This is a genomic window from Saprospiraceae bacterium (assembly GCA_016709995.1).
Classification (GTDB): Bacteria; Bacteroidota; Bacteroidia; order Chitinophagales; family Saprospiraceae; genus JADJLQ01.
Genome location: JADJLQ010000002.1, coordinates 548,018 through 567,308 on the forward strand (window position 1 = coordinate 548,018; position 19,291 = coordinate 567,308).

The following is a 19,291-nucleotide window of genomic DNA, read 5'->3' on the forward strand; positions in this document are numbered from 1 at the left end:
ATGCTGTATCCTTGAGGATTAAGATTTCAGGCGGAGTACATTTGTAATGCACTTTTGAATTGAACTAAATCTACAAATGAATTATTTTTTTCAAAAAAACAACATCTGAATTAAGTTAAAACTTGATTTTTCAGAAATGCCATTTAAAATTCTAAATTATAATTTTCTTCCAAAATCATCGGGCATCAATCTCCAAAGGGTATGGAAGTGTTGCATACCCTGGTCCCGATTGGTAAACTCTACTGACCATTCAGGAGTGATGATACCATAATAATGTAAGTCATTAATCGAGTTGGTTCCCATCCAAACAAATCGACTTTTGGTTAAAAGTTTTTTCATTTGTTTTCTCTTGTTGTTGGCAATTGCAATATTAAAATTATCTACCCATGCACTGAGGATATCCCAGACCATGGCTTTTTGAGCTTTATTCATTTCATTAAATGGAAGCCCCTTGCCATCACGCAGAAAAGGCTCATTACCTGTTTGAGCACGTGCATCGATGGTGAAAGGAAGTGAATCGATGTGGGCTTTCCTTTGTTGCATGCCATCCAGCGAATGGAAAAGGTTTTTTCCGATTTCATTTTCCCTGTACATAATATATTTTCCCGCAGTGATGCCATTAGATATCAATCCAGGATTAATTCCGGTAAAATGAGGAGTGCAACTAACTCCTTTCGGAGAAAAATTCATATTAATAGAAAGGTGATGGCCTTCAAATTTAAAACCCCATTTTTCTTGTGGAGAGGGATTGCCAAAAATCCAGGTCCAAAATTTTTCCTGGCCATATCGGTGTGCGATTGGACTATTCATTGAAGTCAGTTTGTCATGAGTGTCCTGATCATATTGCATAATAGACAGTGCTTTTAAATAACCCTGATCACTCAGTACAGTCCTTAACAGCGCTTGGATATTCATTCGTTGCTCGTCATTAAGATCATCTAACCTGATTCCGTCTCGAATGGCTTGTTCTAAAGGAAGATTAGACCATCTCGTCCGGTTGGTATCAGCCATGGACCTCAACGTAATTTTTTTTTGGACCTCAGTGAGTGAGGATATAAATTGTTTCGCTGCAGCTACAACAGGTCGCTGATCATAGCTTTGAGCAGAAATCAAAGAAAATGAAAACAAGACAGCAAATAAGAAGCAAGATTTTTTATTCATACTTTTTTGACAATCCACATTTGGTTGGATTAAGTCTAAATGTAGAAAAAATTATATTGAAGTTCTTTTTTTAATGAACTTACGAAGTAAAATTATAAATCCTGGATAAATTACTGCGTAGTGCTCTCACAGATCTGCTTGTAAATGTTATTTTCGTGTATATGAATCCAAAGTTCAGGATGATCTATTAGTTTCCAACCAAATTGATTATACAGACCATGTGGGTCTTTGGTAACCAATATCCATCGCCTTAATTTCTTACTTACTTCGGTTTGTTCAGATCTCGCAGGAAAAAATGGTGGAAGGAGTGGACTTTCATAAATTTGACTATGCATAAGTGATAGAACTAAAACAATTAGTACGTAAAATCAGTATTTCTCCGGGCAGGATGATTACCTTGCAAGATCAGTTCGATCATTGACTTCGATTGGCCTAGGGTCTACCTTGGAGTGAAATCTTCGAACACAAACTCAGACAATTAGGCGGATTGATTAAAGAGTCCACTTGAAGGAATCCCTATAGCATCAATTTCCGCCCATCGGATTAGTTTTATAATTTTGTTTGTATGAAAAATCACCTTGTTTTAATTTTTCTATTTCTGATTACAAGCATGCTAGGTGCTCAGTCTTCAGGTATCGTATCGGGTCCGATGCTTGGCCCGGTCGAATTGCGCGATGCGATCATCTGGCTTGAAGTGACACCTGAAGTAAAATCAATCAGCCTTCAATATCGCAAAGCCAATACCTCAAGCTATAAAACCAAAATGTATAAAGGTGAATTAGGCAATGAGTTTAATCCAATCCAAATGCAGATTGGTGCACTCGATTATAATACTGCCTACGAATATCAATTTTTGATCAATAGCAAGCTATCCAACGCTAAGGGCACTTTTAAGACCAAAGATCTTTGGCAATGGCGCAAGCCGGCTCCAGACTTTAGTTTTCTCGTAGGATCCTGTCACTATGGCAATGAACCAGTCTATGATCGTCCGGGCAAACCTTATGGGGGGGATCCGGTTATTTTCCAAACCATGGCCAAAGAAAATGCAGCATTTATGTTGTGGACCGGTGATGCCTGGTATTCGCGTGAAGTAGATTATTATAGTAAATGGGGTCTATGGTATCGGGCCCAGTACGCCAGGAAGATGCCGGAAATTCAACCTTTCCTGAAATCTATGCCTCAATGGGCTATGTGGGATGATCATGATTATGGACCAAACGACATCGGTACCAATTTTATCCTCAAAGACGAAACCCGAAAGATCTTCATGTCGTATTTCTGCAATCCTTCCTATGGCGAAAATGGTCAAGGCGCGTATACTATCAATAGCTGGGGAGATGTAGATATCTTCATGCTCGATGATCGTTGGTGGCGCAGCGCAGATGAACTCATTGATTCTATTGATGGCCGGCCAAATCCGGATAAAGTCATGTTAGGCAGACAGCAAATGCTTTGGCTTAAAAACTCCCTGGCTTATAGCAATGCTACTTTTAAGCTCATCATGGTAGGCAGCCAGGTATTGAATCCGGTGTCCCCTTTTGACAAACTTTTAGATTTTAAATTAGAATATGATGAATTGATGAAATTTTTAATGGATCAAAAGGTCAATGGTGTGCTATTCCTCACGGGTGACCGTCACCATTCAGAGATTATTAAAGTTGAAAGACCAGGATCCTATCCACTATACGATATCACCATCTCTCCACTCACTTCAGGTACTCATACCTTCTCCGGTACAGAAAAAAACAACCCCTATCGGGTAGTCGGGGTGGATCAAAAACAGAATTTTGGACGGGTTTCAGTCTCAGGTAAAGAAAATGCCAGGATACTAAAAGTGGAGATTGTGGGTATGCTTGGTGAGGTGCTGGCTACCTGGCAGGTTAGTGAAAATGAACTAAAAAACTAATATCCCTGCCATGCAAATATTTGGCCCCAGGGAATGCAGCTTAAAGCGTAATAGTATTCAAATTAGAATTGGAAAAATTAGGATGTAAAGTGCATGCTTAGAAAACTGTTCTATTTACTGCCCCCATCGATGCGTTTTATCTTTCGCAGAATCGTTTTTTTGCCCGTAGACATTTTGAGCCTCTTTAGCAATAAATTGGTCCCGCCACGCGGAATGATCTATACCGGTAGTGGTGATTTTATCAAACAAGGCCAGGAATGGAAACAGTTTTTTATTGAACGTGCGGCACTCTTGCCACAGGATCGTGTATTGGACATAGGGAGTGGTATTGGGAGGATAGCGATCGGACTGATGCCTTATCTCAAAGGAAAGTACGAAGGCTTTGATGCTGTCAAAACCGGAGTGGACTGGTGTGTAAAAAACATCACATCTCGCAATACAAATTTTGGATTTCAATATATCGACCTGTACAATGACCTCTATAAAGCGAAAGGAAGGTCAGCCGCTTCTTTTGAATTTCCTTTTACTCAAGAATCTTTTCATTTTATATGTGCTATATCCGTTTTTACACATATGCTACCTGATGAGGTGGAAAACTATGTTAGGCAAATTGCCCTTGTCCTCAAACCTCAAGGTAAGGCTGTGATGACCTTTTTTATATTAGACAAAGAAAGCATCGAATACATGCAAAGTGCCAAACCAAAAATAAAATTCAATCTCGAGGGGACCACCACCTCTGCACTGATGGATCGAAAAGTGAAATCTGCCAATGTAGCCTATCAAAGAAGCTATCTAGAGCAACTCTTTTTTACTCAGGGGCTTACGATCTTAGAAAGTCATTCCGGGTATTGGTCAGGGCGGCCAAAACAGATAGATTTGGCATTTCAGGACATATTAATAGTAACAAAAGTTTAAACTGATGTTGTAAGGATGAAGGGAGTTCCTTGCATCTACTTCAGGCGTTGATGTTATATTCTTTTCACCGCTGCGCCTGCTCTCGATTTGTCCAAATAAACTTTGCAACTTAACTGCGTTAATAGATCCAAACAGAATACATGATATAGATGCAGGCATTTCTTTATTATCTTTAACTTTCATGAGATATAGCTACTATTTATTGATCACAGGATTTTTGCTTTTTATTGCCTGCAAGTCAAAATCAGACTTCCCAGCGGAGTTGGTTCAATTTACATCCTATCCTCAAAATCCGGTATTTAAAGGCACTGCCTCACCATCCGACTGGGATGAAATCATTCGTGAAAGAGGTTATATTTTAAAAGAAGATGACACCTATCATCTGTGGTATACCGGATACAAAGATACCACTGGTGCGGTGATGTCTCTCGGATATGCTACTTCGCCAGACGGATTGATCTGGACACGATATGCAGGAAATCCCATCTATGATTCGCTGCATACTGAAGATATGATGATCATCAAAGTAGATGATACTTACCAGATGTTTGCAGAGGGTAAAGGTGATATTGCACACCGACTCGTATCTACAAACCGTATTCATTGGCAGGATCTGGGTAGTCTGGATATCCGTTTGGTAAGTGGAGATCCTATCAGTGCGGGTCCATATGGCACGCCATCAGTAATTAAAGAGGGTAGCACCTGGTATTTGTTTTATGAACGCAACGATGATGCAATCTGGCTCGCCTCCTCCAAAGATTTACAGGTCTGGACAAATGTACAGGATGAACCTATTCTACTTAAAGGTCCGGAGTCCTACGATCGGTTTGGCGTAGCCATGAATCAGGTGATAAAGTATCATGATAAATATTATGGATATTACCATGGTACTCCAGATCAGGATTGGAGTACATGGAATACTAATGTGGCCGTATCCGAAGATTTAATTCATTGGACTAAATATTCGCAAAATCCCATCCTGCAAGAAAATAAATCGAGTGGTATCTTAGTACACGATGGAGCACAATACCGGATGTATACGATGCATCCGGAGGTATGTGTTCATTTTTTTAAGGATGGGGTGCGATAGGTTTGTCAGCAAATATCTGGCTTGCCCATTCTCTCACAAAGTACTATTTGATCCAATTGTAACAATATTATGTATTACACAAAGAGGGGTCAATCCACGGGCTTATATTTACAAAATGCAATTCACCAACAATGAAAATTAAGCTCATTTTACTGATTCTGGCTTTTCAATACACTACCATGGCGCAGGACAATACCAATCGGGTTTTCGCCAATTGTCCGCCAGGCACAGTCCTGAAAGCAAATATCCCTTATGCCAATGATACTTTAAAAAAACATCGCCTCGACATTTATTGGCCTAAAGATGTCAAACCTAATATGCCTCTGGTGGTTTGGTTCCATGGTGGAGCCTGGCGCACCAACGATCAATGTGGTGATATGAGTTATATGAAAAACACGATTGCCGAAATCCTCCAAAATGGATTTATGCTGGCATCCGTCGATTATCGATTTAGCACTCAATCAGTATTCCCCCAGATTGTGCAGGATTGTAATCTTGGGTTAGAATACCTCTACCAGCACGCTACTCAGTACGGTATCGATAATAAACGAATTGCTGTCATGGGCTTTTCGGCAGGATCTCATCTGATCTGCCTATCAGCTTTGGCACAGAACAATAAGATGAAATCCTTTGTGGCTCCTGGTGCAAAACAATCTTACAAAATAAAAGCAGTCGTTGATTTTTATGGTCCATCAGATCTGATCAGTCATACCAAGCCTGAGGAAGCTTTCGATCCCAATAGTCCTATCCACAATTTATTAGGAGCTTCAGCCATCGAACGACCCGATCTGGCCAGGATAGCCAGCCCGGTGACCTATATTGATAAAAATGACCCTCCCTTCCTCATCATCAATGGCGAAAAAGATGAGTCCGTCAATTATACCCAGGCAAAACTATTAGGTGCCTCCCTTTCTCTGGCAGGGGTCAAAAACGAAGTAATCATCGTCAAGGACGCACCACACTACGGAGCGTATTTTGATGTGGAGATGGTGAGGAGTAAAGTCATCGCTTTTTTGAAGGAGCATCTGAAATAAAGTGCTTTTTTAATTTAGGCCAACGGTCACCTACCCATTATTATGCTCCATTATCCGGGTCAGGCATCCTCTGACGATTTTAATCAATTTTATAAAGATCGATTTACCTGGTTTGTCAATGATCTAAAGAAAAAAATATTTATAAGAAGTAGTGCCTTTGCGTAGAAGGACCCTGGTTTTGACAAAAAAAACGGCACACCTGGTGCCGTTTTTATAAAACATTACTCTGAAGGTTATTTACTTTGAGCAGCCATGATAGGTACCCTGTCGAGATACATGATGACACGGTCTACCTGATCTGCTTCATTCATGTGCAGGTCTGTATGAATCCATTGGCGCATGGTTTTGCCGGTTTTATATTTGGAATATACCTGATACCAGCAAAGTACCCATGTGCCAGGTTGCTCCACACTCTGTGGTTGATTGACCTTAATAGGAAGATAGATTGGATTACTAAAAGTGAGTGTGTCAATCACATCATTTCTTCTTTTTTTCCAATATTCGGCTATTGCAGCCTTGCCAGCTAAAGAATCACCATTATTAAACATATAAACAGCATTGTCAGCATATCCGGCCACGAAGCCATCTACATCTCCTGCTGATAATGCAGCTATACTTTTGCCTGCCATCTCGGCATATTTTGCATCGGCAAATTCTGCAGGAGCCATTTTGGCTTCAGCAGCGACTGCAGGCTTGTCATCCATTTTTGCCTCCGGAGATTTTGTGTCATTACAGGCAGCGAATAAAATTGAGCATAAAGCCCCTAAGATCATTTTTTTAATAAAAGTAATTTTAAGTTAGTTGAGGAAATTTAAATAATTTTAACCTAAAATTAACAAAAATAATGTAAGCCAAATAAAAAAACTGAAAGAGGTTTGCTTTCGGTTGTTGTTATTGATCTTTTTTTTCAATTATGAAAGGAAGCAAAACCAACTTGAGTAAGATTCCGGCCAGGCTCGTGCAGTTATAGTGTTTGATAATTATTTTGACCGGGAGATGAGACCGATATGTTTTCGGATTTAGCGCTGAAAGACTAAAATAGTCGCCAATTTTTTGATGAAAGGCTTAAAAACCAAAAGCCTTTGAAGACACCATGTTTTAAGCTATTTCCAAAACTGCACGTAGACAAAACAATTATTGGTTGGTCAATAAATTAATTGCACTGAATTATAATCATTTTAATAAAAAGCATGCTGCGAAAAACCCTTAAATAATCATATTATAAGTCTCTTTAACCTATAATCGATTGATTGATCCTCCTTCTACGAATACAGGATACTCTAGTTGAACAATTTGCATAAATTTACCGTATGGGTTCACAATATTTTAAATACATTTTGGGTGGTTTGTCGATCGTCCTTGTTTATGCTGCTTGTCGATCAGTCGAATGTCCGCCAAATAAAACAGAGCTTTTAAATAAATTCAATCAGTTTGTAAATGCCACGATGCAGACCAAGCAATTTTACAGTATTAAAGAATGGGAATCTAAAGACCAGGTGTTTTCAGGATACCTTCAAAACTGTTATCCTAAATATGATTCCTTATACTACCTGGATGAAAGACAAAAGTTTTGGACTGATGCGCTGAGGTATTATTTTAAAAGATATGACAATCGTGTCACCGTCGAATTACTAAACAATAAAAACCCTAACTCGCAAATAATGCAAAATCAAATTAAATCTACCTGGGCCAACCCTGATCAGGCCTTTACTCAGATTTTTCAGGAAATGACCGGATTAAAATTTGATGATGCCATGCAAGCAGTGAGAGATTCTACGTTGAAGTCTGAAAAATAGTGAAGAGATACTATGTATGATGTCATCCTGAGTTTTATTACTGCATTTTCACTTACTTATCTTGCTATACCCAATATCATCAAAGTGGCTACGGATAAGCATTTGTATGATCAACCCGATGATACCCGACGATCACACGAAACACCTATCCCGCGGTTAGGAGGCATAGCGATTTTTGCTGGCGTAGTATTGTCGGTAACATTATGGACACCTTTTCAGGTATTTGCCGATTTACAATATATACTTTGTGCACTGGTCATCATATTTTTTATAGGTATTAGGGATGATATACAAGGTGTGTCTCCTTTTTATAAAATGTTAGGCCAACTGATAGCAGCGTCCATATTGGTATTAAAGGCCGGCATAAAGCTAACCAGCTTGTATGGCATCATGGGTGTCTATGAGATCCCAGTGATACCTTCTATTTTATTAAGTATTTTTACCATCATTGTCATCATCAACGCATTTAACCTGATCGATGGTATTAATGGCCTTTCTGGCAGCATCACCGTCCTGATCACCTTAGCGCTTGGCACTTGGTTTTTATTGATCGATCGGTTGGAGATAGCAGTATTGGCATTTTCGTTGGCTGCCTCTGTGATCGCATTTCTCAATTATAATTTTACTCCAGCCAGGATCTTTATGGGTGATACAGGTGCCCTGCTGAATGGACTGGTATGTTCTATACTCACTATTAAATTTATCGAACTTCATCGTGAACTGCCCAATTCATATTATGCCTTCAAGGCAGCACCAGCCGTAGCGATAGGCGTGCTCATTCTACCATTATATGATACGCTGAGAGTGTTTACGATGCGGATCTTAAGAGGAAGATCACCCATGTCTCCGGATCGCAACCATATACATCACCTACTCATTGATTCCGGACTAGATCATATGCAGGCTACCGGTATCCTCGTAGCAGTCAATCTATTGTTCATATTTATGGTGTTATTTCTACAGACCATGGGCACGCTTAACTTGTTATTGCTGATATTGGCTATTGCCACCTTGCTGACGGGCATACTCTTCATGATCGTAAGACGAAGAAGATTGATGCAGCAAGCAGGTCATCAACCAGGCATTGAAAAACCAAAATAGGTGACTGTACTCCAAATCAGAGTTGATAGCTTCTAACCCAAAACAAAAGTAGACGATAGAAAACAAGGATCGAAGTGTCCTGTTTTTTACAGTTTTAATACTCGACCATATCCACCACATATAATAGATCAGGCCCAGGAATCCTATCAATCCAAATCGGGCTAAAACTGAAGTATAGGTGCAGTGTGGACTTAGATAGATTGACTCTGCTGGATATGACCCATTAAGCTTCATCTGCTCCATAGCTGGCACAAAATTTCTGGGGCCTACTCCGGTCCAGGGGTGTTCCAAAAAAATTTGAACGGCAGCAATCTTATTAGCCAAGTAGGGTGTCTTCACCAGGCTTAAGCCCATGTATTCAACCAATGGTTTTTGGGAATAAATATAGAAGGATGCATTGTTTTGGTGCACAACCTTCACCTGGTAGGGTAAAACATGGGTAAAAATCAAATAGAGGATTAAAATGAAAACCCCTACAATGTTGATAAGCACTTTTGAATATCTTTTACCTCTTATAATGCATAGGCAAACAAGGGCACTATAAATCAATATTGATTTTGACAAGGTCATTATCATTCCAAATATTCCAGCAGCGATTACTACCTTGTTTGTCTTGGCATCCCGATTCAGAAAATAAAGTACAGTAATAATAATAAAAAGCACCAGGGCTGCACCATTTGGATGACCGTCTAAGGCTGAAAGTTGAATAGGTATGATCCCCAGGTAATAGGGCCTTATATGTACAAATGGGTTTTCGATATTGAGCAAAACTGCAGCCACCCACCCAAGCAACCCTACGGTGCAAGTGATGAGGCCCAAAGTCCAGCATGCCATGACCACTGTATTTTCCGTCTCCTTGTATTCCCTGAACAGCAACACGACGAATACAAACATCATGCACGGTCTCAACCACCCTATCACTGATAACCACCCATCTCCTTCAAGATGAAAAAATATTGGAATAAGAAGGCTTGATAAAAAAATATAGGTCGGAACGATTTTTTTAGACATGATTACGGTGACCAGGCTTTTTCGGTATTTCCAACCAATAAGCGGTAGGAAGAAGATCACCAGGTAATCTGTCAGGGACACCGATTTGCCTCCAAAAGCGGATTCGAAAAAAGGATTCCCGATCCCCAGGCTCACAATGGTAGCAAACAAGATCACTTGTTCCCATTTTGGCCACCGATCCAACGAAATGGAAGTCATAGCGCACAAAATACCCCGATAATTTTATTTATAGACTTTAAGCTGAGGTAATCACTTTCGGGACCAGGATGGCGATACTTTATACCAAAATTAACAACAGAGATATGGCAATATGGCCTAGCTTTGCCGGGATGAATTTGAAAATTGCCGGACTATCGCTATTCACCCTCTTGTTTATCATAGATCTCAGCGCTCAATCGACTAGTTGTGATGGTACCAGGTATCTGCACGAATTTTTTGGCACGACTAAAGTGTCCACTCATCTATACGGCAGGAATGCTACAGTATTGAAGGATTCCATCGGTTTATACATGGATATCTATGAACCTGAAGGTGACCAGGCGAAGTCAAGGGCAGCATTGGTGTTGGCTTTTGGAGGTGCTTATATATCCGGTGACAGGACACAATTGAGTGATCTCGCCAGGACATTTGCCAGGCAAGGTTACGTAGTCGCATGTATTGATTATCGTATCTGGCCTTTGTTTGTTTTATCTTTTCCGGACTCAGCAGCTGTAGTCGACATAGCGATCAAGGCCATGGGGGATATGAAAGCCTCTATTCGTTTTCTCAGATCTAAAGCTGACCAATTTAAGATAGACACTAGTTTGATTTTTGCAGGTGGCGTGAGTGCCGGGGCGATCACAGCTATCCAATCTGTATACCTAGACAGTAGTGATAGTATACCCAGTGGATTGAAGGCAGTCATTGAGCGCAATGGTGGCTTACAAGGCAGCAGCAACCCTCAAACTTTAAATTATAGTTCCTCGGTTCGTGGTGTACTCAATCTCTCAGGTGGTATATTCGATACTTCATGGATCGATAGAGGAGAGCCTCCTATGGCCAGTATGCACGGGCAGGCGGATAATGTAGTCCCTTATGGCGATGGGGCTGCAGCAGGACTAGTGCATATCTTTGGCAGTGGGGTGATTCATCCTGTACTCAGAAGTAAAAACATCACCGAGACCCTGGTATCTGTACCGGGTGGAATGCATACAGATATCTATTTCGAACCTCAGTTTAAGCCATATCTAGACAGCTTCACCAACCTGGCCTATAAAATGTTTTTTGATATTATTTGCCCTCAGGTCGTCGCTTCTCACCATGAGCACCCGATGGAAACCATTAGGATCTTCCCCAATCCCGCTATAGATCATATCAGTCTAGACCCCCGGGATATACCGCTTCAAGTCAACTTGTACGATTTATTAGGCAGATCTATCCCAGTGACACTCAATTCTAATCGGGTGGAATGGAGTCCTTCTGCCGTAGTAAACGGAGTATACATTCTGCAAGCAAGATTCAGAAACCAAGAAATAAAAATTGCTAAAATTCAGATAAGACTTTAGACCGAACATTTAAATCCGCTGGCGTGATATTCATTTATTTATATTTAATTCTATTTAGTCCCGCTCCTGTCACGACAGACCCCCTGATTCAACAAAAATTGAAGGCGGGCCAATCGGCGGATATCTTATGTATCCTCAAGACACCATGGGCCAATCCAGGCCAATACACACAGGCATTGGATAGCAAAGAAGCCAAAGGCAATTATATTTATTCTAACCTCTCTGCATTTGCCCAAAAAAGTCAGGCGCAGATCGTAAACTACTTGAATCAAAATCATTTTGAGTACCATTCATTTTATATCATTGATGCTATCCATATTCCTGCTGCCAATGCGGCAGTGGTACGTTACCTTCAAACCAATCCTGCCGTACTTAGGCTGGAATACAATTCTACTTACAGGCTCATCAAACCTGTCCAGGAGGTTCTGACCAATCAGTCACTGGAATTGAGAAACCCGCTGGCCGTAGAATGGGGTATCTCCAGGATAGGTGCTGATAGTGTTTGGGCTCAGGGGATCAAAGGCAAAGGAGCAGTGGTCGGCAGTGAAGATACCGGAGTGGAATTGCATCTGGCTTTAAAACCAAATTATAGGGGGATGATTGGTGTGGATCAGTTGGATCACAATTACAATTGGCACGATGCCATTCATGTCATCAATCCGCTCAATAAGGACGCTGTGCCAGGCGCTTTTAATAATCCCTGCGGACTTGATACCCTGGCTCCCTGTGATGACAATAATCATGGCACTTTGACTACTGGCGTGATGAATGCTGCAGATCTTCAGACAGGAGTAGCTCCGGAAGCACAGTGGATTGGATGCAGATGTATGGAAAGGGGCTGGGGCATGTTATCTACTTATATTGAGTGTTTTGAATGGTTTTTAGCGCCCACTGATCTCCAGGGTAAAAATCCTAATCCGGCGAAAGCACCCCATGTCGTCAACAACAGTTGGGGCTGTCCTCCAGAGGAAGGCTGTAATCCTGCCAATTTTGTCACGATGGAGCAGGTGATCAGCACGCTTAAAGCAGCTGGCATCTTTGTAGCAGTCGCAGCCGGCAACGATGGAAGTTTGGGGTGTAGTAGTATTATGGATCCGGCCTCAATGCTTGCTTCTTCATTTTCCGTTGGAGCTACTGCCTTCAACGACACTTTGGCTTCCTTTAGCAGCCGCGGGCCCGTACTCGCAGATCAAAGTAAACGTATCAAACCAGAGATCTCGGCGCCAGGTGTAGCTGTGAGATCAACCATCAAAAACAATGCCTACGGAGCCTTTAATGGTACCAGCCTTGCCAGTCCAATGGTAGCTGGAGCAGTAGCATTATTGATTTCCGCTTATCCTCAGCTGTCCGGCAAAGTCGAACTCCTGGAAGAAATATTAAAACAAAGCGCTGCCCCGAAATTTGACTTTTTGTCCTGTGGGAATGATCAGATCACCACCATCCCCAATAATCTATATGGTTATGGCCGGCTCAATGTATACAGGGCTTATCTTCTTGCAAGACAAATGGTATCAACCAGGCTGCCCAATGATAGCCGGCATGTATCTGTAAAAACATATCCTAATCCGGGCGATCAATCTATCAGCTTTGGCTTGGATGGTCTTTCTTCACACAGTGTATTGAATATCTATGATGTACAGGGAAGGCTTTGGTTTTCTCAAAAAATGGATGCTTCTACTATGCTCCTTCCAACATCCACCTGGCCTGCCGGCATGTATTTTTATCAAATGTATACCTTGCAGGGTGTGGCCTTGGGTAAATTGGTAATTCAACATTGATCAATTTTCTTTAGTAAAGTATCAGGCAACCCCTGAGTTAATAATAGGTTAAGTCCTTAATAGTCATTGAAGTATCTTATTCTAATATTTTACATTTACATTCTTATGAGCAAGGTTATTTTTAATCATTTGAGCAAGCTGACATTCGTCACCGCCATATTTATTTTTACAACATGTAAGCAGAATTCAGGATCAGGATCCAGCTGGCACTATAGTAAATCATTTCCTATGACCAATGTATATCCAATAGGAATCACCGGCGATGCCAACAACCTGTATGTATCCAGTGGCCTGAAGACGGAAGTACACAAGCTCAATTACGATGGCGGCCTGATCCTGCCTATCAAAAATATTCGAAAGCCCAAATACCTCAATATGCTTAGCCCTGGGGTATTCGTTGTGGCAGAAAGTGAAGGCCACGTAGCCAGCAGAGTAGAAGGCCAGGATTATATCAGTACGATCCCTACCAATGAATTTTTAGATACACCTTATGGAGTTGCTATAGATGGTAATAATCTGGTTATTACTGACTACTTTAAACACCGCATATTTTACAATAATGGGGGTAAAGTGATGAGTTTTGGGCAGCCAGGCATCGGGGATGGCCAATTTAACGGACCTTCTGATGTCGAGATTAAAAATGGTCTTATATATATTGTAGATTCTAAAAATAATAGAATACAAATATTTGATACTACCGGTAAATATAAAAGATCTATCGGGGAAAAAGATGGTATAAAACTGGCAGGTGGCCTCAATATCACCAATGATGAGATCGCCCTCACCGACTATCAAGGCAATCGGGTATTGATCTACGATCTAAAAGGTAAGTTAAAACAGGTATTGACGGAGCATTTTGATCAGCCTTCAGATGTATTTATACAAAAGAGGGATATGTATGTGGTCAATTATGCCAACAATACAATATCGGTATTCAATAAATATTAATAATTAGAATTTACTTCTTCATCATCATGCTTTTAGCCTCGGCGTATCTTTTGGCTACTTCATCCCAATTGATCACGTTCCAGATCGCAGTAAGATAGTCAGCGCGTTTGTTTTGATATTTGAGGTAATAGGCATGCTCCCACACATCTATTCCGAGTAGTGGATATCCTTTTATTTCGGACACATCCATCAGCGGATTATCTTGATTGGGCGTGGAGCCCACGGAGAGTTTGCCCTTAGCATCAGCTACCAGCCAGGCCCATCCTGATCCAAATCGTCCGGCACCTGCCTTATTCATCAAATCTTTTAAGGTGGCAAGATCTTTAAACGTTGTGTTGATAGCAGTAGAAAGATCTCCTGTAGGTGCCATCGTTGGTTTAGGAGACAGTGACTTCCAGAACATGCTGTGATTGTAATGACCGCCGCCATTATTGCGGATAGCTGCACTTTGTTTTGAAACCACTTTAAATAATTGTTCGAGGCTCATTTTTGCAGCAGCTGCATTGGTAGATAGTTCTTTATTGAGGTTAGTGACATAACCATTGTGATGTTTGTCATGATGGATCTCCATAGTCCTGGCATCTATATTAGGCTCTAAAGCATTAAAAGCATAATCCAAAGCAGGTAAAGTATATTGATCTGTAGGGGCAAACATTGGAGTGGCCGGACTCACAACACCATCAGCAGAGATTAAATTAGATTTATTGACGATTGAAAATAAGCCCAATGCGCTTATACTTTTTAAAAAATGTCTTTTTTGCATGTTTTGAATATTTTTTCGTCAAAGGTAAGGGAGTTTTGACTGGCGTCCCAACATATTCACCTGAATGACTTTTTGATTCTAGGATATAACCTATCTTCGAAAATCAATAATTAAATATCCTAATGATTATGAAACCTTTTTTTATTTTATTCCTGGTGGCCTTTTCTTTTCGAGTCGGCTATACTCAGTCTTTAGACCCCTGGCGTATTAAGGCGACAGCTATAGACCCGGCTAATTATTATGGTATCACCTCAGCCAATGGTATGATTGGTATCGTTTCATCGCCGGAACCATTCAAAGTCAAAGAGGTGGTCCTCGCAGGGGCTTATGATTTATATGGTCGGGGTCGTGTGAGCAATTTTCTAAAAAGTTTTAATCTGCTCAATATGTACCTGGAGATCGATGGTCAGCGCATCGATGGCAAAAATATTTCAGGTCTCACTCAATCTATGAATTTTCAAAATGGAATGTTCACTTGCTCATTTGATTTCCTGGATAAAGCCAGTATTGAATATTCGTATATGGCACTCAGACATTTGCCTTATTGTGTTATGATGGATGTGAGGGTAGTGCCTCATAAAAATGTCAGTGTTACTGCAGCCTCTGTCATGGAAGCTCCGGATGCTTTACGCGATGTCGAAAACTATTACAATGAAATAGATCGTCCTCATGTCACCATCAGTCTATTGACTTCCACTGCTAAAAGCCCTACGGGCAAACTCCAACTGTGCGCGTCCAATACATTCTTATTCAATGAACTCCATGGCGAAGAACCCCGGGTCATCCATGAGATGTGGGATAATAATATGCATCTGCTCAAGTTTTCAAAAACCCTGGCCGCCAATCAATCATATCAATTTAGTATAGTGGGCTCCTCGATCACTTCTGCCCATCACGACGATCCGCTCAATGAAGCAGAACGACTCACCATCTATGCAAAATTGGAAGGCAGAGATCGATTGATTCAGTTTCACAACAAAGCATGGAAAGACCTTTGGACCAGCCGAATCATCCTGGACGGTGACGACCAGGCTCAGCAAGACATCAATAGCATGTTATACCACTTGTATGCATTTACCCGGGAAGGTACCGCACTTTCTCCTTCACCAATGGGATTAAGTGGGCTTGGGTACAATGGACATGTGTTTTGGGATACTGAATTATGGATGTATCCGGGCTTATTAGTGTTACAACCCAACCTTGCTAAAAGCCTGATCGAATATCGTTATCAGCGATTGGATGCAGCCAGGCGCAATGCCTTTGGTAAAGGATTTAAAGGTGCTATGTATCCGTGGGAAAGTGCTGCATCTGGTGTTGAAGAGACCCCTGTCTGGGCATTGAGTGGCCCGTTTGAACATCATATCACAGCCTGTGTCGCCATTGCCGTATGGAACTATTATTGTGTCACCCAGGACAGACAATGGCTTCGGGATAGAGGATTTCCTATACTCAGGGAGACCGCCGATTTCTGGGCAAGCAGGGTCGAGCGCAACGGCCCTGGAAAATACGATATCAATAATGTGGTGGCAGCTGATGAGTGGGCCGAGAATGTTGACAACAATGCTTTTACCAATGCAGCTGCTAAAGCCAACCTTGTGTTTGCCACCGAAGCTGCCAAACTTCTGATGATAGACCCCAATCCAGACTGGGCAGTGGTCGCTCAAAACATCCCTATCTTAAAAATGCAGGATGGTACTACCCGTGAGCATGCCAGCTATGCAGGAGAAGGCATCAAACAAGCTGATGTAAATCTCTTGTCTTACCCATTAAAAGAAATCAAAGACCCCATATCCATCACCCGCGATCTGAAATATTATGAATCCAGGGTACCTGATGCCGGTACGCCGGCCATGACCCAGGCCGTATTCACCACCTTATATTCCCGTCTGGGTGATGGTGCCTCTGCGTTTAAATGGTTTAAAGAAGCCTACCTCCCCAACCTCTTACCCCCGTTTCGGGTGATCGCTGAAACCAAAGGTGGAACCAATCCTTACTTTGCTACCGGAGCAGGAGGAATTATCCAAAGTGTCTTGATGGGTTTTGGGGGGCTGGAAATTACCCCGACGGGTATTACTCAGATCAAGACTTCATTGCCTCCGACCTGGAAAAATCTTACGTTAAAGGGCATCGGGCTGCAGAAAAAGGAGTTTGTGAATAAAAAATAGGTCAATCTTTATTGAGAGTTAGATCAATGTAATCCTTTTAACTGATTGATTTTGTTTAACTTATGCTTTTTACCGTAAAATTGGCATCAAATGCCATCTAGTAATAAAAAGCAATTCAAGCACTCCCTGACTCCGACTTTTGACTCGATATCTCTAAGTCACTTTATTGCTGCTGCTGCTCAATAAACTTCCTATAAGAATTGTCTGTTGATTTTTTTTGAGTTTGATAGGAGAAGGCAGGATTAGGCTGATTGCTTGAAATATTGGTACCTTCTCCATCTATAGTCACATGGACCTCCAGCGTATGATCTGTGTTGCCTTTGTAAGTGCCTTTGACAGGGGTGCAATCTTCAAAATTTCTTCCGATGGCCAGTCGGATATGTTTGTCTTCCACGATACAATTATTGGTTGGGTCCAGGCCTACCCATCCATCATTAGGCAGATAGGCTTCTACCCAGGCGTGCGTAGCACCCTCTCCACGAAGGTCATGATTTTTAGGACAGATATAGCCACTGACATATCGCGCGGGTATCCCCGTATGCCGCAACATGATCAGCAATACTCTGGCAAAATCCTGGCAGACACCTCCTTTGATTTTCCAGATCTCATCTATCCCGGTTTCCACATCGGTGATGCCTTGTTTATATTCAAAATGATTATAAACATAAGTTGACATTTCCTGGGCCGCGACAAATGGGCTCTTGGTAAAAAACCTGGTTGCTTTGATCACTTCAAACAATTCAGATTGCGCTTCAAACTTTTCTTGCCACAGAAAATCGATATATGGAAATTGATTGGCTAGTTGACTGAGCTCTTTCCATTGGGTTGCAGCATCTATTTTGTCAGCCGGAGGGTAAGTCGGATTGACACTGATCTCAAGTTGAGAGAGAATGCTCAATTCGGTCAGCGGTCCTGTAATGGAAAAGATACCGACTTGATTGCCATAATTATCTACAAATACTTCTACCTCAGGATCGCCGCTTATAGTGATTTCGTGTTTTTTTACTTCTTGCTGAGTGTCATTAAACGGGAAGAGCATGATCTGGTTAGCCAATTCTCTGACCGGACCCGTATAAGTATATTTTGTGTGATGTTTTAGACTATATTTTGGCATAATTATTCAGCTTTTTATTAAAATTTATTATGAATTACCGAAATAATGTTGATTGAAGGCATCTGTGATCTCGAAGAGCCCTCGCCGCACATCTTCTAGCACAACGCGCAGGCTGTTTACATCATGTATATCGACAGCGGTGTACTTTAGGTGATTGATGAGTTTACCTGTCAAAAATTCAACAGACTTGAATGCTTCAGGCAAGCTATCTGCTTTTAATCGGTTTAAATACCTGGACATACGCTCGAGTCCATAGGTGAGAGAATGTGGAAAATTTGGGTTGTACAGGATTTGATTAAAAACCAGATCAGGTTTTAGATTTTCTCTATGTGTTTTGAGGAATAATTCATACCCTGATAGCGTATATAACAAATATCTCAAAGCAGGCACCTCCAGGGGGCTGTTGACATTGAATTCAACCTCAGAAAGTTTTATTGCCAGGGTATCGCTCGATATGTTTACTCTTTCAATATACTTGCCCAGGGATAGAAAGGAAGAGCCCTCCCCCCTCGCCATGGTGATATCTACTATGCCATGATATAACAAACCTTGTTTGATCAGGTCATCCATGATAGACATAGCATCTCCATGCAACACCTGGTATTCAGCATTTTCACTGCGAACCAAATGATAAAATTCATTGAGACATTGCCATACTTCTTTGGTGATATGATCCTGCACAGCTCTGGCATTTTCCCGCGCATGAGTGATATTGTTTATCACAGAATTAGAGTTTTCTTTATCGAGAATCAGGTGCGCCAATACTTGATTTGAGCTGGTGAGTTCTTTGATGGTCGACTCAGGCTGGTTACTATAATTTCTCAAAATATACTGCCAATCAAAATCGACGATTTCATCTTGGGAGGAGACATAGCTGGTGCGTACTAACCGCAACATACCGTTGGTGCGTTCAACATACCGGGCCATCCAAAAAATTGATTCTGCGACTCTACTTAGCATATATT

The 19,291-nt window shown here is 41.3% G+C and carries 17 protein-coding genes; 10 read left to right on the top strand and 7 right to left on the bottom strand.

What is annotated here, in order from left to right; translation table 11 throughout:
- Positions 1-156 precede the first annotated feature (156 nt).
- Positions 157-1,161, bottom strand: coding sequence for a DUF3500 domain-containing protein (locus IPJ09_16715; protein MBK7373049.1), 1,005 nt, complete (start codon positions 1,159-1,161; stop codon positions 157-159).
- 110 nt (positions 1,162-1,271) lie between these two features.
- Complete coding sequence (locus IPJ09_16720; GenBank protein MBK7373050.1) at positions 1,272-1,496, bottom strand: hypothetical protein; 225 nt, start codon at positions 1,494-1,496, stop codon at positions 1,272-1,274.
- 230 nt (positions 1,497-1,726) lie between these two features.
- Here IPJ09_16720 and IPJ09_16725 point away from each other — a divergent pair, with 230 nt between their 5' ends.
- The 4 genes from IPJ09_16725 (at position 1,727) to IPJ09_16740 (ending at position 6,106) form a co-directional block, all read left to right on the top strand.
- A complete protein-coding gene (locus IPJ09_16725; GenBank protein MBK7373051.1) occupies positions 1,727-3,067 on the top strand; it encodes an alkaline phosphatase family protein in 1,341 nt (446 codons plus the stop codon).
- Positions 3,068-3,160: 93 nt separating this feature from the next.
- On the top strand, positions 3,161-3,982 hold the full coding sequence (locus tag IPJ09_16730; GenBank protein ID MBK7373052.1) for a class I SAM-dependent methyltransferase: 822 nt from the start codon (positions 3,161-3,163) through the stop codon (positions 3,980-3,982).
- A gap of 181 nt (positions 3,983-4,163) precedes the next feature.
- Entirely contained in the window at positions 4,164-5,072 is a 909-nt protein-coding gene (locus IPJ09_16735; GenBank protein MBK7373053.1) for a glycosylase, read from the top strand.
- 179 nt (positions 5,073-5,251) lie between these two features.
- A complete protein-coding gene (locus tag IPJ09_16740) occupies positions 5,252-6,106 on the top strand; it encodes an alpha/beta hydrolase (protein MBK7373054.1) in 855 nt (284 codons plus the stop codon).
- A 233-nt stretch (positions 6,107-6,339) separates the two neighbouring features.
- On the opposite strand, the gene IPJ09_16745 is transcribed toward IPJ09_16740, so the two are convergent.
- Positions 6,340-6,810 carry a nuclear transport factor 2 family protein gene (locus tag IPJ09_16745; protein ID MBK7373055.1) on the bottom strand — a complete coding sequence of 157 codons (471 nt, stop codon included), beginning with the start codon at positions 6,808-6,810 and terminating at the stop codon, positions 6,340-6,342.
- A gap of 606 nt (positions 6,811-7,416) precedes the next feature.
- Between IPJ09_16745 and IPJ09_16750 the strand changes: the two genes are divergently transcribed.
- Together IPJ09_16750 and IPJ09_16755 are read left to right on the top strand one after the other, a co-directional pair.
- Complete coding sequence (locus IPJ09_16750; GenBank protein ID MBK7373056.1) at positions 7,417-7,902, top strand: hypothetical protein; 486 nt, start codon at positions 7,417-7,419, stop codon at positions 7,900-7,902.
- A gap of 12 nt (positions 7,903-7,914) precedes the next feature.
- Entirely contained in the window at positions 7,915-9,003 is a 1,089-nt protein-coding gene (locus IPJ09_16755; GenBank protein MBK7373057.1) for an undecaprenyl/decaprenyl-phosphate alpha-N-acetylglucosaminyl 1-phosphate transferase, read from the top strand.
- On the opposite strand, the gene IPJ09_16760 is transcribed toward IPJ09_16755, so the two are convergent.
- Entirely contained in the window at positions 8,887-10,212 is a 1,326-nt protein-coding gene (locus tag IPJ09_16760; GenBank protein MBK7373058.1) for an O-antigen ligase family protein, read from the bottom strand. The genes IPJ09_16755 and IPJ09_16760 overlap by 117 nt on opposite strands.
- Positions 10,213-10,316: 104 nt before the next feature.
- On the opposite strand from IPJ09_16760, the gene IPJ09_16765 reads away from it, so the two are divergent.
- From IPJ09_16765 to IPJ09_16775, 3 genes are all read left to right on the top strand, one after another.
- Positions 10,317-11,558 (top strand): carboxylesterase family protein, encoded by a 1,242-nt coding sequence (locus IPJ09_16765; protein MBK7373059.1) that lies wholly within the window; start codon positions 10,317-10,319, stop codon positions 11,556-11,558.
- A gap of 23 nt (positions 11,559-11,581) precedes the next feature.
- Complete coding sequence (locus tag IPJ09_16770; GenBank protein ID MBK7373060.1) at positions 11,582-13,336, top strand: S8 family peptidase; 1,755 nt, start codon at positions 11,582-11,584, stop codon at positions 13,334-13,336.
- A gap of 228 nt (positions 13,337-13,564) precedes the next feature.
- Positions 13,565-14,284, top strand: coding sequence for an NHL repeat-containing protein (locus IPJ09_16775; protein MBK7373061.1), 720 nt, complete (start codon positions 13,565-13,567; stop codon positions 14,282-14,284).
- A gap of 10 nt (positions 14,285-14,294) precedes the next feature.
- Here the strand turns inward: IPJ09_16775 and IPJ09_16780 are convergent, their stop codons facing one another.
- Complete coding sequence (locus tag IPJ09_16780) at positions 14,295-15,047, bottom strand: superoxide dismutase (protein MBK7373062.1); 753 nt, start codon at positions 15,045-15,047, stop codon at positions 14,295-14,297.
- A 128-nt stretch (positions 15,048-15,175) separates the two neighbouring features.
- Between IPJ09_16780 and IPJ09_16785 the strand changes: the two genes are divergently transcribed.
- On the top strand, positions 15,176-17,212 hold the full coding sequence (locus IPJ09_16785) for a glycoside hydrolase family 65 protein (protein MBK7373063.1): 2,037 nt from the start codon (positions 15,176-15,178) through the stop codon (positions 17,210-17,212).
- 163 nt (positions 17,213-17,375) lie between these two features.
- Here the strand turns inward: IPJ09_16785 and IPJ09_16790 are convergent, their stop codons facing one another.
- Together IPJ09_16790 and IPJ09_16795 are read right to left on the bottom strand one after the other, a co-directional pair.
- A complete protein-coding gene (locus tag IPJ09_16790; GenBank protein MBK7373064.1) occupies positions 17,376-18,326 on the bottom strand; it encodes a transglutaminase family protein in 951 nt (316 codons plus the stop codon).
- 27 nt (positions 18,327-18,353) lie between these two features.
- Complete coding sequence (locus IPJ09_16795; protein ID MBK7373065.1) at positions 18,354-19,286, bottom strand: alpha-E domain-containing protein; 933 nt, start codon at positions 19,284-19,286, stop codon at positions 18,354-18,356.
- Positions 19,287-19,291 lie beyond the last annotated feature (5 nt).

Excerpts from the sequence above, each read along its gene's own strand:
- IPJ09_16755 (MBK7373057.1), top strand. The coding sequence starts at position 7,915 with ATGTATGATGTCATCCTGAGTTTTATTACTGCATTTTCACTTACTTAT.
- IPJ09_16715 (MBK7373049.1), bottom strand. The coding sequence starts at position 1,161 with ATGAATAAAAAATCTTGCTTCTTATTTGCTGTCTTGTTTTCATTTTCT.
- IPJ09_16795 (MBK7373065.1), bottom strand. The coding sequence starts at position 19,286 with ATGCTAAGTAGAGTCGCAGAATCAATTTTTTGGATGGCCCGGTATGTT.
- IPJ09_16725 (MBK7373051.1), top strand. The coding sequence starts at position 1,727 with ATGAAAAATCACCTTGTTTTAATTTTTCTATTTCTGATTACAAGCATG.
- IPJ09_16780 (MBK7373062.1), bottom strand. The coding sequence starts at position 15,047 with ATGCAAAAAAGACATTTTTTAAAAAGTATAAGCGCATTGGGCTTATTT.
- IPJ09_16760 (MBK7373058.1), bottom strand. The coding sequence starts at position 10,212 with ATGACTTCCATTTCGTTGGATCGGTGGCCAAAATGGGAACAAGTGATC.
- IPJ09_16745 (MBK7373055.1), bottom strand. The coding sequence starts at position 6,810 with ATGGATGACAAGCCTGCAGTCGCTGCTGAAGCCAAAATGGCTCCTGCA.
- IPJ09_16720 (MBK7373050.1), bottom strand. The coding sequence starts at position 1,496 with ATGCATAGTCAAATTTATGAAAGTCCACTCCTTCCACCATTTTTTCCT.
- IPJ09_16775 (MBK7373061.1), top strand. The coding sequence starts at position 13,565 with ATGACCAATGTATATCCAATAGGAATCACCGGCGATGCCAACAACCTG.
- IPJ09_16765 (MBK7373059.1), top strand. The coding sequence starts at position 10,317 with ATGGCAATATGGCCTAGCTTTGCCGGGATGAATTTGAAAATTGCCGGA.
- IPJ09_16790 (MBK7373064.1), bottom strand. The coding sequence starts at position 18,326 with ATGCCAAAATATAGTCTAAAACATCACACAAAATATACTTATACGGGT.
- IPJ09_16785 (MBK7373063.1), top strand. The coding sequence starts at position 15,176 with ATGAAACCTTTTTTTATTTTATTCCTGGTGGCCTTTTCTTTTCGAGTC.
- IPJ09_16740 (MBK7373054.1), top strand. The coding sequence starts at position 5,252 with ATGGCGCAGGACAATACCAATCGGGTTTTCGCCAATTGTCCGCCAGGC.
- IPJ09_16730 (MBK7373052.1), top strand. The coding sequence starts at position 3,161 with ATGCTTAGAAAACTGTTCTATTTACTGCCCCCATCGATGCGTTTTATC.
- IPJ09_16750 (MBK7373056.1), top strand. The coding sequence starts at position 7,417 with ATGGGTTCACAATATTTTAAATACATTTTGGGTGGTTTGTCGATCGTC.
- IPJ09_16735 (MBK7373053.1), top strand. The coding sequence starts at position 4,164 with ATGAGATATAGCTACTATTTATTGATCACAGGATTTTTGCTTTTTATT.